The following is a 15,429-nucleotide window of genomic DNA, read 5'->3' as shown; positions in this document are numbered from 1 at the left end:
TGGCGGGCGTCAGCTTCACAGTTCAGAGACGAAGGGCAAAGGTAGCAGATTTACCCCTAAAATGACAGAATGGCAGGGACGTGGAGAGTGATTTAGCGAGTTTAAGAGTTAGCGCAATATTAAAGGGATAAGGCAGCGACTAAGTGATAGAGTCACTGTTTCACCAACTCACAACTTCACCTGTAGCACTTCTAGCAGGGCTTGGGCTTTGAGCAGGCATTCTTCGTATTCGCGCTCTGGTACCGAGTCGTAGGTAATAGCGGAGCCGACCTGGAAACTGAGGTAGCCAGTGTCGGCGCGGTACTGCAAGCTGCGGATTACCACGTTCAGGTCGAAGTCGCCGGAGGGTAGTACGTAGCCGATGCTGCCGCTGTAGAGGCCCCGGCGGCTGTATTCGTACTCCTCGATAAGCTGCATGGCCCGGACCTTAGGCGCCCCGGTCATGGAGCCCATGGGAAAAGTAGCGCGCAGGGCTTCCGCCAGGCCCAGGTCTGCCCGGACCTGGGCCTGCACCGTAGAAATCATCTGCCAGACGTGGCGGAAGGGGTAGAGGCCGAATAACTCAGGGACCTGCACGGTGCCGGGCTGGGCCACCCGGGCCAGGTCGTTGCGGACTAGGTCCACAATCATCAGGTTCTCAGCCCGCTCCTTTTCGTCGTGAAGCAAGGTCTGGCGCTGCTGCTCGTCCTGGGCCGCCGTCGGCCCACGCCGGATGGTGCCTTTGATGGGCTGGGAAAGCAGCGTGCTGCCCTGCCGCCGCAGAAACCGTTCGGGCGAGGCACACAGCAGAAAATGGTCGTGGTGACGATAGAAGCCGGCGAAGGGAGTAGGCGAGGCGGTATTAAGGCGCCAGAACATATCCACCGGGTCCAGCGGCACGTTTTCGGCGTAAAACTCCTGACACAGGTTCAGCTCGTACACTTCCCCGTTAAGAATGTCCTCCCGGATAGCTTCCACCGCCGCCAGATACGCGGGCCGAAGCATGCGGGGGCGGAGCGCGGGTACCTGCGGGGCGACGGAAGCAGGCAAAGGGGTAGCGAGAATCTGTTGGTAGAGGTCGGCCGGCTGCGGGGCGTGAATCTCCACGGCGTCTTCCTGCCAGGTCAGCCAGATATCGGGCTGGAAGAAATGCAGGTGCGGCCAGGATAAACCGGCCTCATTGCGGCTGTGCAGGGCTTCTATTTCGTTTTTGACATCGTAGGTAATAAAGCCGCAACGCGGGGCCACAGTAGCGGGCCCCGCCAGCCACTCATTCAGCTCCGGCAAGGTAGCTGGGGTAGTCGGCGCGTGGCGGGCTACGGCCAGCAGCCGGCGGAAGCCGCCGCCGGGGTAGGGTAACTCGTTCGACTCGAAGTAAGCACAGTGCGCAAACCCGGCGGCCCAGCGTAGGGCACGGGCGCGAAAGTCTATCGGCAGATCAGAAAGCGGGACGGAAAGCACGGCGCAAAGGTACGGGATGCCGGTGGGGGTAGTAAACAGGTAATACCAGGGGCGGCGCTACTCTACCTCTTTCAGGGCCAGCTTGGCCTTGGTATCGGTGCTGTTTTTGTACTCGTGACGGGGGTAGGCCAGGGCTTTCTGGAAATACACTTTGGCCGTGTTACGCTGCCCTTCCACTTGGTAGAGGTAGCCCAGCTGCAGGGCCGATTGCGGGGCGAAGTAGTAAGGAGCATTCCCGGCCAGCGCAATGGTGCGGGCATAAAACAGACGGGCCGAGTCGGGGCGGCCGAGCAGGTGCCAGGCCCGGGCCCGGCGGTAAGGCTCCTCTAGCCGGTCGCGCAGGGGGGTAGCGGCGCCGGGCCGGAAGTTGTTGAGGGTGAGCAAGGCGGGCCGGTAGTAGCCCCCATCAATCTGGAGGCGGGCGCGGGTAAGGAGTTTATTGAGCGGGAGCTGGTCCTCGAAAAAACGCTGGGCGTAGTTGTCTTCCTCCAGCACCGTGCGCCCACTGCGGCCAATCTGCTGGCGGTACTGCTCAGCGGCGGCCGCATCGCCACTAAGCCAAGCGGCCAAGTATAGCTTAAAGGCGGCATCCTTGCGGTAGTGCTGCCCCCGGTACTGCTGCAAAAACTGCTGGTTGGCCCGCAGCGAGGCGGCATACTGGCCCTGATAAAGCAGTAAGTCGGCGGCCATGTGCTGCAGGTAAGGTAGGGCCAGGTAGTCGGGCCCGGTGGGGCGGGTCCGGTAAGCGGCCAGGGCTGCATCGGTGTGGTGCTGCTTTTTATGCTGGCTAATGAGCAGGTAGCTGATGAGCAGGTTATCAGGCTGCTGGCGGTGCAGGCCCTCGACTAATTCCAGGGCCGCATCCGGCTTCTTGTAGTACGTTTCCTCCAGCAGGCCCAGAATCAGCCGCGCCTCCAACTGAAAATCGTTGGGCTGGGTAGCGGCCAGGCGCAGGTTGTGCAGTCCCGCCTCCACGCTGCCCGGCAGCCCTAGCAACTTCAGAAACCACCGGTACGACTCCGGCAGCGAACCGATAAAGAATTGCATCATGCCCAGCGTTTTACGCGCCGGTAGGTACCGGGGGTACTGGCGTACTACCTGCTGCATCTGCTGGTAACTCTGGCGCAGGCTCCAGGCTCCCTGCACCTCATGGCCAAACACTACCTGCGCCGCCGCTTGGTGCAGCCGAATTTCGGCGCGGGCGTAGGCTGGCAGCGCGCCCGGCGCGGCTTTCTCCAACACTTTCAACCGCTGAGTCTGAGCTTCTATTGTGACCTGATAGCGGCTGGCATCCTGGCTAACAAGCAATTCCGTAATGCTCAGGCAATCCTGCACTAGCAGAGTGCCCGCGGCAGTTGGCGCGGCGGCTCTCAGCAGCTGTTGGGCTACGGTGGGCCGCATCTTTAGCACCTCAACGTAAGCCCGCGCCTGCACGGCGGTCAGGCTGGTTTGCGAGGTAGCCTCCGGGGCCACTTCCATCTGCTGCGCTGCCGTAAGCTGACGCGGCCACGAGGTACCACTGGCCCTGCCGACCAGTAACAGCACGGCCAGCAACCCCGGCAGCAACTGCCGGAAAACTACGGGGCACACAAGCAGGAGGCGGTGAAAGTCCGCGTTGGGGTGGGGCATAAGCAAAAAAGGAACGGCACCGGGCCGTTCCTTTTCAATTCATCTGTTCATGCTGAAGCCGAAGCCGAAGCTTACGCGTTGCGAGCTTCTACGTCGGCGAGTACGCGGCCGCAGTGCTCGCACACGATGATTTTCTTGTGGGCAATGATGTCGGCCTGGCGCTGGGGCGGTACGGTGTTAAAGCAGCCGCCGCAGGCGTCGCGCTTAACCGTTACCACGGCCAGCCCGTTGCGCACGTTGCCGCGGATACGGGTGTAGGCCATCAGCAGGCGGTCCTCCACGGGCTGCACGGCGTTGCCGCGCTCGTCCATGAGCTTTTTCTCGTCGGATTCGCTTTCCCCTACAATGGTTTCCAGCTCGGCCTTCTTGTTGTCTAGGTCTTTCTTCCGCTCTTCCAGGCGCTGCTTGGTACCGCTGATTTCGGTGTTCTTCAGCTCGATCTGGTACTGGGCTTCTTTGATCTTCTTTTCTGAAATCTGAATTTCCAACTTCTGCAGCTCGATTTCCTTGGCAATAGCCTCGTACTCGCGGTTGTTGCGCACGTTGGTTTGCTGGTCTTCGTAGCGCTTGATCAGGCCATCAGCATCCTTGGCGTTCTGCTTGCGCTGCTTGATCTGGTCGTTGAGGGCGGCAATTTCCTCGTCGAATTTGCCCACGCGCACCTCGTAGCCCGCAATTTCATCCTCCAGGTCACGAACCTCTTCGGGCAGGTCGCCGCGTACGCGCCGGATTTCGTCCAGTTGCGAGTCGATGCGCTGCAGGTTCAGAAGGGCTTCCAGCTTACTGGCAACGGGGGTTTCCGCGGAGGGATTAGAAATCATAACGGACGGGGTTGGTGATGGTCTCAGCAATTAAGAGCGCAAAAGTACTTCCAAAGTTGTCGGCAAGCAAATCCCGGAAAATTTCGCCGGTAAACTGCTCGCTCTCAAAATGACCTACGTCGCAGAGCAGCAACTGGCCTTCCGCCCCAAAATATTCGTGGTATTTCAGGTCACCGGTAACGTAGGCATCAGCTCCGGCGGCGCGGGCTTTGCCCAGCAGAAAGCTGCCCGCCCCGCCGCACAATGCTACCCGGGTAATGGGCCTAGCAAACTCAGTGTGCTTAACCACGGGCACACCCAGGGTCGTTTTCAGCAGCTGGCGGAACTCCTGTGGGTTCAGGGGCGCGGGCAGCTCCCCAACCATGCCGGAACCCACTTCCTGGTTTACGTTTTCGAGCCGGATAATTTCGTAGGCTACTTCCTCGTAGGGGTGGGCTTGTCGCAAGGCCCGCAACGCGGCGCCCTGCAGGTGCAGGGGCAGGAGCACTTCCACCCGGTTTTCGCGTACCGTTTCGGGCTCCTGGGGCTGCCCAATAAAGGGAGTGGTGTCGGCGCCGGGCGTAAAGGTGCCGATGCCCTCGGTGCGGAAGCTGCATCCGGCGTAGTCGCCCACCTGCCCAGCCCCGGCCTCATACAGGGCGTCGAGCACGGCCTGGGTGTGGGTAGGCGGCACGTAGGTAATGAGCTTGGCCAGCAGCCCCGGCTTGGGGTCGAGGATGCGCAGATTCTGCAGGCCCAGCTTTTCGGCCAGCTTGCGGTTAACACCCTGGCGCACGTTGTCGAGGTTGGTGTGAGCCGCGTACAGGGCCACGTCGTGCCGGATGGCCTTGAGCAGGGTTTGCTCAACCTCGTTGGCCCCAGTCAGGCGTTTTAGAGGCTTAAAAATGAGCGGATGATGGGCCACTACCACGTTGCAGCCGCGGCGTAGGGCCTCATCGACTACCGCTGGGGTGCAGTCCAACGCAATCAGCACGCCCCGAACTTCCATCTGCGGGTTGCCGCACTGCAGGCCGGCATTGTCGTAGGATTCTTGGTAGGCGAGGGGCGCGACCCGCTCCAGCACGCGGGCAAGGTCTTGGACGGTAGGCATGGAAGTAGTAAGGAATTAGGAATCAAGAATGAGGAATGGGCAAGGAGGCCGAGGGGACACTTATCTGTGTCCCGGTGCTAAACAACACTCTGGCTATGATAATCCGGCCTCCCAACCTCAGGCGGGTGGCGCCGCTGGTGACGCGCAAATATGGGGCGCGGCATCAGCTAATTCTTCATTCCTAATTGACCTTAACACCTGCACGTAGCGCGCGACGTTCTCGGCCAGGTGCTTACGCTTGTACTGCATCAAATACCGTGGATGATCCAGCACATGAATCTGGTCGAAGAGCTGCAACTCCTCATTCAGACGGTTGAAATACAGTCCGTTGCGCCGGCCCAGGCAAATGGCCGCGTGCCGCGCCAGCCCTACCTCGTGCACCTGTTGTTGCAGCCCGTGCTGGATACTGGGCCAGAGCGCGGCCGTCACAGCCGGTGAATCATAGAAGTTGTAATTCAACTCGTTGCGCAGTAGCACCAGCGGATACAGGGAGCCTAGGAAGAAATGCTGATAAAAGGCCGCGGGTCCGCCCATGGCTTCCACTACGGCCTGAATAAACTCGCTGGAGGGTTCCCGGCGGCGGGGCAGCTCGTTGGCAATGCCCCAGGCGGCCAGCGCCACCGGATCGGTGAAGGCTATCCCGGTGCGGCCGTTACCTAAGCGACCGGGGTTGATGCCCAGCAGCGCTATTCGGGGTTGGTCGCCAGTATAATACTGTTGAGCAAACTGCCTAAACAAGGCCCGCGGCGTCGGCTCCTGGTAGGGGCTAAAGGCCGTTACCCCATCGGGTAGCGGTGGCGGCGAAGGGAACTTCGTCAGAAAATGCAGCAGCCGGTCGGAAAAGGACATAGAAAACGAGTAGGGGCAGAATATTCTACGACAAGTTTGCCCGCCAGGGAGGACAGCCGCCGACCTTACCTGTTAGCAATGATTGGCTCCAGTAGCCGAGGTAGCCGAACCTACGCGGTGGCCACATCATCCGTGCGCTTGAGCGGAGACTGGTTTTTTACGCATTTAATGTTGGTAATCAGAAGTATAGGGTGAGAAGTGCGTGCTAATGCCCCATTCCTTACTGGCCGGGCGGTTACACCCCGCCGAACCCGTTACTTTTGCAATTCGCGCCACTCTTCACGCATGCCTTCTTTCCTTACCCTGTTGCTGCTTCCCGCCAGCTGGCTGTATGCCGGTGTCATGGCCGTGCGCAACTGGCTGTACCGCACCGGGCTGAAGCCGCGCACTAGCTTTGCGCAGGTGCCCGTGCTGAACGTTGGTAATCTGCGGGTAGGGGGCACGGGCAAAACGCCCCACGTGGCCTGGCTGGTAACCTGGCTGCAGAGCCGGGAGCAGCGGCCAGCCCTGCTTAGTAGGGGCTACGGCCGCGCCACCCGCGGCTACCGCTTAGCCACGGCCGCCGACTCAGCCGCTACCATCGGCGACGAGCCCCTGCAGCAGTTCCGGCATTTCGCGGAGCAGGTACCGGTGGCCGTAAGCGAGGACCGGGTAGCCGGCATTCGGCAACTGCTGGCACAGCAACCCGCCGTTACGGCCATCGTGCTGGACGATGCCTACCAGCACCGGCGCGTGCAGCCGGCTTTCACCATGCTCCTCACGGAGCAGGCCCGGCCTTTTTACGAGGACTACGTGCTACCCGCCGGGCGGCTGCGCGAAAGCCGGGCCGGGGCCGTGCGGGCCGACGTAGTAGTGGTAACCAAGTGTGCGCCCCAGCTTTCCGCCACCATCCGGCAGGAAATAACCCGGCGCATCCGGCGCTACGCCCGCCCCAGCGTGCCTGTGCTGTTTTCCTGCTACGAGTACGGCGCGCCCGTGCCCGTGACGGCGGGCCCCTTGCAGCTGCCCGGAGCTGAGGTAGTACTGCTCACGGGCATTGCCCAGCCCGGGCCCTTGCTAGAGCATTTGCGGGCGGCGGGCTACCGGGTGGTGCATCACGCCAGTTTTCCCGACCACCACGTATTTCAGGCCGAGGAACTCCACCAACTAGCCGCGCAATTACGGCCGGGCCAAAGCGTTCTGACCACGCAGAAAGATGCGGCCCGCCTGCTAGAACCGGCCGTAGCTGCAATTGTGGCCGCTATGCCCGTATTTTACATTCCAATTGAAGTGCGGTTTCTGGCCGACGGGGAAACCCGGCTGGCCGAGCTGCTGACCCCGTACTTTCAGCCCTACGCTGTTGTCTGAACCACTGCTGTTTTCGTTGTCACAAGCACCTGCCGTCCGTTTTTCTGATTCCGCCCCGGTAAGCTGCCGGGTGCGCCGGTCGCACCGGCCGGGTTTGGCGGCGGCCCTGCTCCTGGGTGCGGGCCTGCTAGCCGGTACGGCCCATGCCCAGGTCATCGACGATTCTACGAAGGTGCGCTACGGGGCGCATACCACGTTCATTCTGCGGGAGGCCGATATTTTCCGGGGCGATACGCTGGGGCGCATGGTGGATACCACGCTCACGCGCCTACCCCAAAACCGCTACTGGGTGCACGACAGCACCTACCAGCAAGACCTGGGCAACTTCGGAACGGCCTCGCGCCGCCTACTCTGGGAGCCAAACCTGCAGCTAGGCGCCCGCCTCGGTCGCAACGTGTTCGACCGGTACGTGCGCGACGCCGCTACGGTGCCCTACTACGATACCCGCTCGCCCTACACCTTCTTCCGCTTTTTCCAGGGCAACCCCTACGAGCAGGTGTTCGAGCTGTCCTACGCGCGCAGTGTCAAGAAGGCCTTCAACGTAGGATTCGCCTACGAGCGGTTCGGCTCCAACAAGTACCTGGCCGTTACCAGCACCCAAATTGGGCAAGTGGAGCACAGCAACTTCCTGTTCTTCGTGCGCTACCAGTCGCCCGACGACCGGTACCACGCCCTAGCCAACTTCAGTACGGCCCGGCACCGGGCCGTGGAGCAGGGAGGCATTCAGCCCCTGCCCACCGATACGCTGGAGGGCTCTGACGGCCGAAAGATTGATTTGTCCCGGCTATTTGATTACCAGCGGGAACAGGTGCGCCTGACCAACGCCGTGAACCGTGACTCCCGCGACCGGGTGCGCTTAGCCCACACCTACCGTTTGCTGGGCCGGGGCCTCACCGTATTTCACGTGTTCGACTGGAACCGTCAACTCAACAAATACACCGATGACCGACTGGTGCAGCAGGCAGGCGTCGTACAGTTTTACCCGGCCCTGCTGCTAAGTACCGCCGCCACCGATGACCGGGCCGAATTTCGGCAGCTGGAAAATACGGTAGGGGTAATGGGCAACAGCAATACCGTAGAATACCGGCTGTACGGCCGTCAGCGCACGTATTCGCTGGTAACCCGCGCCGCTTTCGGTGAGCCAGCGGTGCTAGGACAAGCCTTGGCTGAACGTAACGGGACCCAGCTGTTTCTAGGTGGTACGGCGGCTTTTCGCTACCGGCAATTCGCCATTGAAACCGCCGGGGAGCTACGACCCGTCACCAACATTACGGACAGTGAGTACTGGGCCCGCGGCATTGCTCGGCTCGGGCCCCTGAGCGGAGAGCTGCTCCTGGCCAGTTATGCCCCTACACTCACGGAGCAAGAGTTGTTCGGCAACCACTACCGCTGGAACAACGATTTCAGCAACACCCAGGTGCAGCAGTTGAGGGTGCGAGTTGCCCAGCAGCTGAGCCGCCACTACCTGGAGGCCGTCGGGACCGTGGCCAACATCAGCAACCTGGTGTACTACAACCAGCAGGCCTTGCCTACCCAGCGGGGCCAGGCCCAACAGCTCACCACCCTGATGGCCCGCTACCGCCTCAACGTGGGGCATGTTTTCTTTGATAATCAGGCTACCTACACGCTGGGCGCTGAAGATGATAAGCAAGGCATTCGGGTGCCGAAGCTCGTGGGTACGTCTCGGCTGTACTATCAGGGGTACGTGTTCAAAAAAGCTTTGCTGGGCCAGATTGGCGCGCAGGCCTACTTCCAGTCCCGCTGGAAGGCCTACGACTACAGCCCCAGCACCCAGCAGTTCTACCTTCAGGACCATTTCACCATTCGGAACACGCCCCTGGTGGATGTGTTTCTGAGCGGGGACATCAAAACGGTAGGCGTATTTCTGAAGATGGCCTACATCAATCAGTTCCTGCCCCAGTCAGGCTACTACACTACCCCATATTATGTCGGCCTGCCCCGTCGCTTCGAGTTTGGCATCCGCTGGCAGTTCTTTAACTAATAAGGGCTCGGGGTCTTAGGGACTTGGGGGCTTAGTCGATGTTTCTATAAGAAACAACGCAACTTATTGAACGTCAATTAATCCCCAAGCCCCTCAAGCCCCAAGTCTCCACAACCATGAAAGAGAAAACCATCCTGAAACTGAAGCTGAACTCTGACCCCCGGTGGGTGGACATTGCTAGCAAGAACATTGTGGATATACTGGTAGACCACGCCTACTGCGAGCAGAAGGCGGCCAGTACCGGCATTTCCCTGATTGTAAAATATCCCGAAAAAACCCGCTTAGTGGAAGAGCTTACGGCCTTGGTAGCTGAGGAGTGGGAGCATTTTGCGCGGGTGTTGCAGGAGCTGCGCAAACGGGGCCACGAGCTTGGGCGTCCCCGCCGCGATGAGTACGTGGTGCAGCTCATGACCCATGTGCGGAAGGGTGGACCCCGCGAGCGGCAGCTCATGGATCAGCTTCTGGTAAGCGCTCTGATAGAGGCGCGTAGCTGCGAGCGGTTCAAGCTGTTGTGGAAGCATATCCCGGACCCCGAGCTAAGCCAGTTCTATTACGAGCTGATGGCCTCCGAAGCTGGCCACTTCGTGAGCTACGTGGACTTGGCTAAGAAGTATTGCGACCCGCAGGAGGTAGACGCCCGGTTGCAGGAGCTGCTCAAGATTGAGGGCGAAATTGTTACGAGCCTACCGGTGCGCGACGACCGGATGCACTAGCTTTCCTAAAAATACGCAGCCTAACGTGCGCTTCTAATTCATTCGCACTCCTCGCCGCCTATATTGGCCTTGGAATTGTACGTGCGACTGAATGAAAAAACTTCTTCTGCTTTTTTTTCTGCTGGCCCCAGGCTGGGTCATAGCCCAAACAACTGCGCCGACTGCTGGGCCCACCATCAACTTCTGTGGCCTCGACTTGGCCTTAACTCCTGGCTGCACCCCTGAATCAAAATATTCCGTGCGCTGCCAGGATTACCAGATGACGTGGATGTATCTGGATTACAACATGATGCGCACCTTTCCGGAGCAATTCGCGCAGCAGATCCAGAAGAAGCACAAGCACACCGAACGGCAGCCCCTGGACTGCTTTATTATGAACTCGCCCAGCAAAGGGTTTCGCCTGAGTTACCCAACCGAAGCGGGCGGCATGGCCTACGAGCTAATTGCCTACGGAGTAGCTAATGGCCAGCCGGTTATGATTCAGCTGACTCTGGCCACGGACCCAGATAAAACCGCCGACTTGCCCGAGCTACCCCGGCAGATTGTGCGTCTGTCGAAATAGCCCGGACAAGTCGGCGGTTTTAGCCAGCGGTAGTAGCTTACGAGGCGCTATTGTCGCTTTTCGTTTCGTTGGGAGAAGGACTTTGCGAGGCTAGCAGGCCCTCCGGCACCGACAGCTCTCCGGTGTGGGGGTCCAACAGGCCGTTTCGCTCGTCTTCGATGTTAGTAGCCTGGGTGTATACGTCGCCGGCAATGGGGCGCTTGCGCAGTTCCAACTTAAACTGCCGGATACGCTCCGTCCGCTCTTCTGAGCTTTGCGGTCCGCCGTAATCAGCGAAACCAAATCCGCCCCACTCGCTGACAATCAGCGGCTTCTGCCGCCCGTAGAAGAACGGGTCACCTATCACAAGGGGTAGCACGGCCACGTTGTTTAGGTCGCCCTGCACCATGCGGTCCAGCAGTTCCGACCAGCGCGTGAGCTCCGGCGTGTACACGTGAGCCGTCAGCAGGTCGGATTTCAAACGGCCTTCTTGGGAAATATGCTGCCACCCATCGTTATCTACCACCAAAAACTGCGGGTGGTTGATGTGCATGTAGTGATACATGTCCACGATGTAGCGGCGGGTGCTGGCATTGGTGGCAATGTCCTGGGCGCCCCAGTCCTCGTTATATAGGCTCCAAATAACCACCGACGGGTGAGACTCCGTGAGGGCCAGCATCCGCAGCAGCTCGGCCCGGTGATTTTCCCGGCTCTTACTAGTAGAGGAGTGCGGGCTGGGTACTTCAATCCACAGCAACAAGCCTAGCTCATCGGCTAAGTTGTAAATGCGCGGATCGACGCCGGCAATGTGCACTCGCACTAAGTTGCAGCCCAGGGCCTGCATGGCGTGCATGTGCCGCTGCATTTCCTCGTAGGTAGCCGTGCCCGGCTGGTAAAGGATGCCGTCCAGATAAATCGGTTCGTTGTTGAGGTACACGTACGTACCGCGCGACTCAATTTTGCGCAGGCCGAAGTGAGTTTCAATTTCCGCCGAATACCCTTCGCTGTCGATAAGCTGGGCCACGAGGCGGTACAGGTTAGGCGAGCCAGGTGCCCAGAGCTTGGCGCCCGGCAGCTCCATCACTACCCGCTGCTGGCGCTGCCCAGCCTCTAGTCGGAGCGGAAAATCAGCGGTAGCCAGGGGCTGGGGGGTAGGCGCTACCCGGTCGAATACCTGCAGGCGCAGGGTGTACAGGCCGGGGTCGTGGATGCGGGTGGTCATGTTGAAGCGCACCATCTGGTCCTCAATGACGCTATCAACCCCCACGCGGGAGCGGAGGCGGTTACGCTCTACCATCTCCAGCCACACGCTGCGTACGGCGCCCGTGTAGGTCTGGTACCAAATGCCGCCCCGCTTGTACACGTGCGACTCCTGCTTCCCGCGGGGCGTCTCGGCATCCATTGTATCCACGATGCGCACGGTCAGGCGGTTGACGGGCCGCAGGTGTTCCTCGCGCAGCTCAAAGGAGAAGGAGGTGTACTCGCCGTAGTGCACGTCCTCGCCCTCAATAGTGCTGAGCAGGAAGCCGTTAAGCCACACCCGGGTTTCGTAGCCGCAGGCCCCAAACGTGAGCTGGAACAGGGAGTGGGTGCCGTCGTCGCCGCGCTCGGGCAAGGTAAACTCTCGCTCGTACCAGACTACCACTTTATCCTGCCAGGCCGGAGCCTGGGGCTGATACTTAGCCATGTGCTCCTCCACCGAGCCGGGCCAATTGGCTATTTGCTCGTAAGGATGCGCCAAGTACCAACCATCCCGCAGGCCAATGTCCTCCGAGTCCAGGGCAAAATTCCATTCCCCATCCAGTAACAGGTAATTATTCGAGCGAAGAACTGCGCGCGGCAGCGGGTTAGCCGAGCGCACGTCTTTTTGAGCAGTTGAGAAACCGTAGTTAGAGGCAGAGGATGGCATAACAGCAAGTTTGGTGTGAGTGCTACAAACGAGTTTAGTAGGTAGCCGGATACTTTTAGCAGTAGATTAAAGGGAAAAAACCCCGGCGCAGGCTTTCCGCGTCGAGGCCTTTCAGCTTGAGTGTAAGTACGTAAGGAGGCAGAAGGTTAGGTTTTCTGCTTTTTCTTTTTCGCCGCCGGAAACAGAATATTGTTCAGAATAAGCCGGTAGCCGGGCGAGTTCGGGTGCAGGGCCAGGTCGGTGGGCTCTTCCTCCACAAAGTGCTGGTAGTCCTCCGGATCGTGGCCCCCGTAGAACGTCCAGGTGCCTTTGCCCAGCGTGCCGTGCATGTAGCGGACCTCATTAGAAGCCTTATTGTCGCCCATTACCACTACGTCGGGCTTGATCAGCGACTTTCGGAAAGCTGTGGTCTGGCCCATGAAGCCGTGCACGGTGCGCTCATGGTTCTGGGTAAGCATGGTAGGCACGGGGTCGTACTTGGCCGAGAAGGTGAACAGCTGGAAGTAGTCGTTGTCCTCGTACACGCGCCGCTCCCGCGGGTCCATGTCAATGTCGGAGTACTCGTATTCCAGCGGGTCGCGCACCAGGTGAAAGTTCTGGAAGGCCAGCGTGCGGTTGAAATTGAGTTTGGCTTGCGCGGCCGGGTCGGCCGGGTCCCCGTCGTACATGCCCTCTACCATGTCCACGCCCAGGCCGGCCAGGGCAATGTCGTAGGAGTCGGTGGCAGAGCACATGGCAAACTGAAAGCCCCCGCCGGCAATGAACTCCTGCATTTTCACCACCACGGCGGCCTTCATTAGGCTTACCTTGCTGAAGCCGTTGCGCTTGGCCGTGGCTTCTGATTCGCGCTGCTGCTGCTGGTACCAGGGGCGGCTGCTGTAGTTGCGGTAAAATTTGCCGTACTGGCCCGTGAAGTCCTCGTGGTGCAGGTGCAGCCAGTCGTACTTGGGCAGGTCGCCGCGCAGCACTTCGTCGTCGTAAATCTGGGTGTAGGGGATTTCGGCGTAGGTCAGCACCAGGGTCACGGCGTCGTCCCAAGGCTGCTTGCCCTTGGGGGTGTACACCGCAATTTTGGGCACCTTCTCCAGCTTCATCACGTCCATGTTGGCGTTGGGGTCGGCTATTTCGGAGAGGATGCTGGTGTACTGGGCCTCGCTGATGACCTGGTAGGTTACCCCGCGCACGGCCAACTCGTTTTCGGCCCCGGCCACCACGTCGCAGGCAAAGGCCCCACCCCGGTAGTTGAGCAGCCAGTCAACCTCCACCTGCTTGCCCAGCAGCCAGTAGGCTACCCCGTAGGCTTTCAGGTGCTCCTTCTGGGTGTTATCCATCGGGATGAAGATGTGGTTGGCCCAGGCCGCGGCCGGCCGAAGCAGAGCCGTTGCCAGGAGCAGCACCAGCGCAATCAGACGAGAAATTGTCATAGTAAACAAGCGAAACAGGAAGCTTTCGACCTTATCCGCTGCTCCCAGTACGCCTGGGAGCCAAAGCAGACAAGGAATCCGCGTCAACCGAAAAAAACGTCTAGATCTGTCCTTCTAAAGGTAGCAAATGCCAGTGGGAGTTTACGTGAAACCCGCTACCTTGCACGGCCGGGTGCTGCTGCCAATACGTTGCCAAGCGCACGTTTAGCCCGAGTCAACTTCTTCGCGTCCGCGTCTACTTGCTGTCCTTATGCATCTGCTGGAAAACATCAAAGAGGCATTTCGTTCCATCAACAGCAATCTGCTGCGGACCATCCTGACGGCCCTGATTGTAAGCATCGGCATTATGTCGCTGGTAGGCATCCTGACGGCCATTGACGCCATCAAGGCGTCGTTGAACACGACGTTTGCCAGCCTGGGAGCTAACTCCTTTGAAATCAAAGCCAAAGGCTATAATAACCGGTCTCGCCGCGGCGGGGTGCAGCAGAAAACGTACCCGGCCATTACGTATTTGCAGGCCCGACAGTACAAGGCCCAGATCGGGGAGGAGGCCAAGGTGGGCGTGTCGGCCTTTATTGCGGGTGCTGTGGAAGTCAAGGCCAACGGCAAGAAAACCAACCCTAACATGCAGGTAGTAGCCGGCGACGAAAACTACCTCATGATCCAAAACTACAACCTCAAGGGAGGTCGGATGTTCTCACCGGCCGAGCTGGGTAGCGGAGCGAACGTGGCCATTGTGGGCGGGGAAATCAAGGACAAGCTCTACCCCAACCAAAGCCTGTTGGGTCAGTACGTGTACCTGCTGGGCCGGCGCTTTCTAGTGGTGGGCGAGCTGGAGAAAAGCGGCAGCAGCATGGGCGGTGGCGGGGCCGACCGGCTCGTGCTTATTCCGCTGGAAACCGGCAATCAGCTCCCTCGGCAGCGGGGCCTCACCTTCGACATCAAAACGGCCACGCTGGATGCCAACTACCTGAACTACCTCACGGGCGAGGCCAGCGGCATCATGCGCGCCGTGCGCCACGATGCCCTGGGCCAGGAGGACAGCTTCGAGCTGGAGCGCAGCGATTCGCTGGCCGGCAAGCTGGATTCCTTGTCGGGCAACCTACGCATGGGCGGCTTTCTGGTGGGCTTCATCACGCTGCTGGGGGCCAGTATTGCCCTGATGAATATTATGATGGTGTCGGTAACGGAGCGCACCCGCGAAATCGGCATCCGCAAGGCCCTGGGCGCTACGGCCCTGCAAATCCGCCAGCAGTTCCTGATTGAGGCCATTGTTATCTGCGTGATGGGCGGCACCCTGGGCATTCTGCTGGGGGTAGGCATGGGTAACGGCGTGAGCTTGCTGGTGGGCAGCGGGGGCTTTATTGTGCCTTGGCTCTGGATGATTGTCGGGCTGGTTATCTGCGTGACAGTGGGCCTGGCCTCGGGCTACTACCCGGCCAGTAAGGCCGCCGCCCTGGACCCCATCGAGTCCCTACGCTTCGAGTAGATTCGAGTAAAGAGGCTACTATTACGCAAAACCAATCTGGCAAGTGAAACAGCTGGCGTGGTGGCTGCTAGGGGTAGGGGCCCTACTAAGTACAGGACTGGAAGCTCTGGCGCAAACCCGCCCTGGTGAGCACGCGCAGGTATACACAATCACCGCTGGTCCGGGAAGCGAGTCC

At 60.0% G+C, this 15,429-nt stretch carries 12 protein-coding genes; 5 read left to right on the top strand and 7 right to left on the bottom strand.

Going from position 1 to position 15,429, the window contains the following annotated elements; genetic code table 11:
* Window positions 1-168 precede the first annotated feature (168 nt).
* From MWH26_RS09320 to MWH26_RS09300, 5 genes are all read right to left on the bottom strand, one after another.
* The gene (locus MWH26_RS09320; protein WP_247976998.1) at window positions 169-1,440 is read right to left on the bottom strand and encodes an anthranilate synthase component I family protein; all 1,272 of its coding nucleotides are present in this window, start codon (window positions 1,438-1,440) and stop codon (window positions 169-171) included.
* A gap of 57 nt (window positions 1,441-1,497) precedes the next feature.
* Window positions 1,498-3,069, bottom strand: a complete 1,572-nt coding sequence (locus tag MWH26_RS09315) for a tetratricopeptide repeat protein (protein ID WP_247976997.1) — start codon at window positions 3,067-3,069, stop codon at window positions 1,498-1,500.
* Window positions 3,070-3,140: 71 nt separating this feature from the next.
* Window positions 3,141-3,890: a zinc ribbon domain-containing protein gene (locus tag MWH26_RS09310; RefSeq protein ID WP_244696336.1), complete on the bottom strand. Its 750-nt coding sequence runs from the start codon at window positions 3,888-3,890 to the stop codon at window positions 3,141-3,143.
* On the bottom strand, window positions 3,880-4,980 hold the full coding sequence (locus MWH26_RS09305) for a Nif3-like dinuclear metal center hexameric protein (protein WP_247976996.1): 1,101 nt from the start codon (window positions 4,978-4,980) through the stop codon (window positions 3,880-3,882). Before MWH26_RS09305 ends, MWH26_RS09310 begins: the two co-directional genes overlap by 11 nt.
* Before the next feature lie 117 nt (window positions 4,981-5,097).
* Window positions 5,098-5,829: a uracil-DNA glycosylase family protein gene (locus tag MWH26_RS09300; RefSeq protein ID WP_247976995.1), complete on the bottom strand. Its 732-nt coding sequence runs from the start codon at window positions 5,827-5,829 to the stop codon at window positions 5,098-5,100.
* Window positions 5,830-6,114: 285 nt separating this feature from the next.
* Between MWH26_RS09300 and lpxK the strand changes: the two genes are divergently transcribed.
* From lpxK to MWH26_RS09280, 4 genes are all read left to right on the top strand, one after another.
* Window positions 6,115-7,176, top strand: a complete 1,062-nt coding sequence (lpxK, locus tag MWH26_RS09295) for a tetraacyldisaccharide 4'-kinase (protein ID WP_247976994.1) — start codon at window positions 6,115-6,117, stop codon at window positions 7,174-7,176.
* The gene (locus MWH26_RS09290) at window positions 7,169-9,178 is read left to right on the top strand and encodes a putative porin (RefSeq protein WP_247976993.1); all 2,010 of its coding nucleotides are present in this window, start codon (window positions 7,169-7,171) and stop codon (window positions 9,176-9,178) included. The genes lpxK and MWH26_RS09290 overlap by 8 nt, the downstream gene beginning before the upstream one ends.
* A 116-nt stretch (window positions 9,179-9,294) precedes the next feature.
* Window positions 9,295-9,891, top strand: coding sequence for a MiaE family protein (locus MWH26_RS09285; RefSeq protein ID WP_247976992.1), 597 nt, complete (start codon window positions 9,295-9,297; stop codon window positions 9,889-9,891).
* Window positions 9,892-9,982: 91 nt separating this feature from the next.
* Complete coding sequence (locus MWH26_RS09280) at window positions 9,983-10,453, top strand: hypothetical protein (RefSeq protein WP_247976991.1); 471 nt, start codon at window positions 9,983-9,985, stop codon at window positions 10,451-10,453.
* Between the two features lie 37 nt (window positions 10,454-10,490).
* Here MWH26_RS09280 and MWH26_RS09275 read toward each other — a convergent pair whose 3' ends face one another.
* Window positions 10,491-12,341, bottom strand: coding sequence for a glycoside hydrolase family 2 protein (locus MWH26_RS09275; RefSeq protein WP_247976990.1), 1,851 nt, complete (start codon window positions 12,339-12,341; stop codon window positions 10,491-10,493).
* A 146-nt stretch (window positions 12,342-12,487) separates the two neighbouring features.
* Window positions 12,488-13,765, bottom strand: coding sequence for an asparagine synthetase B (locus MWH26_RS09270; protein ID WP_247976989.1), 1,278 nt, complete (start codon window positions 13,763-13,765; stop codon window positions 12,488-12,490).
* 250 nt (window positions 13,766-14,015) lie between these two features.
* On the opposite strand from MWH26_RS09270, the gene MWH26_RS09265 reads away from it, so the two are divergent.
* Window positions 14,016-15,254: an ABC transporter permease gene (locus MWH26_RS09265; protein ID WP_247976988.1), complete on the top strand. Its 1,239-nt coding sequence runs from the start codon at window positions 14,016-14,018 to the stop codon at window positions 15,252-15,254.
* Window positions 15,255-15,429 lie beyond the last annotated feature (175 nt).

The sequence above is a fragment of the Hymenobacter sublimis genome (assembly GCF_023101345.1).
GTDB lineage: Bacteria > Bacteroidota > Bacteroidia > Cytophagales > Hymenobacteraceae > Hymenobacter > Hymenobacter sublimis.
The sequence above is the reverse complement of the archived record's forward strand: the minus strand, read 5'-3'. Positions and strand labels throughout refer to the sequence as shown.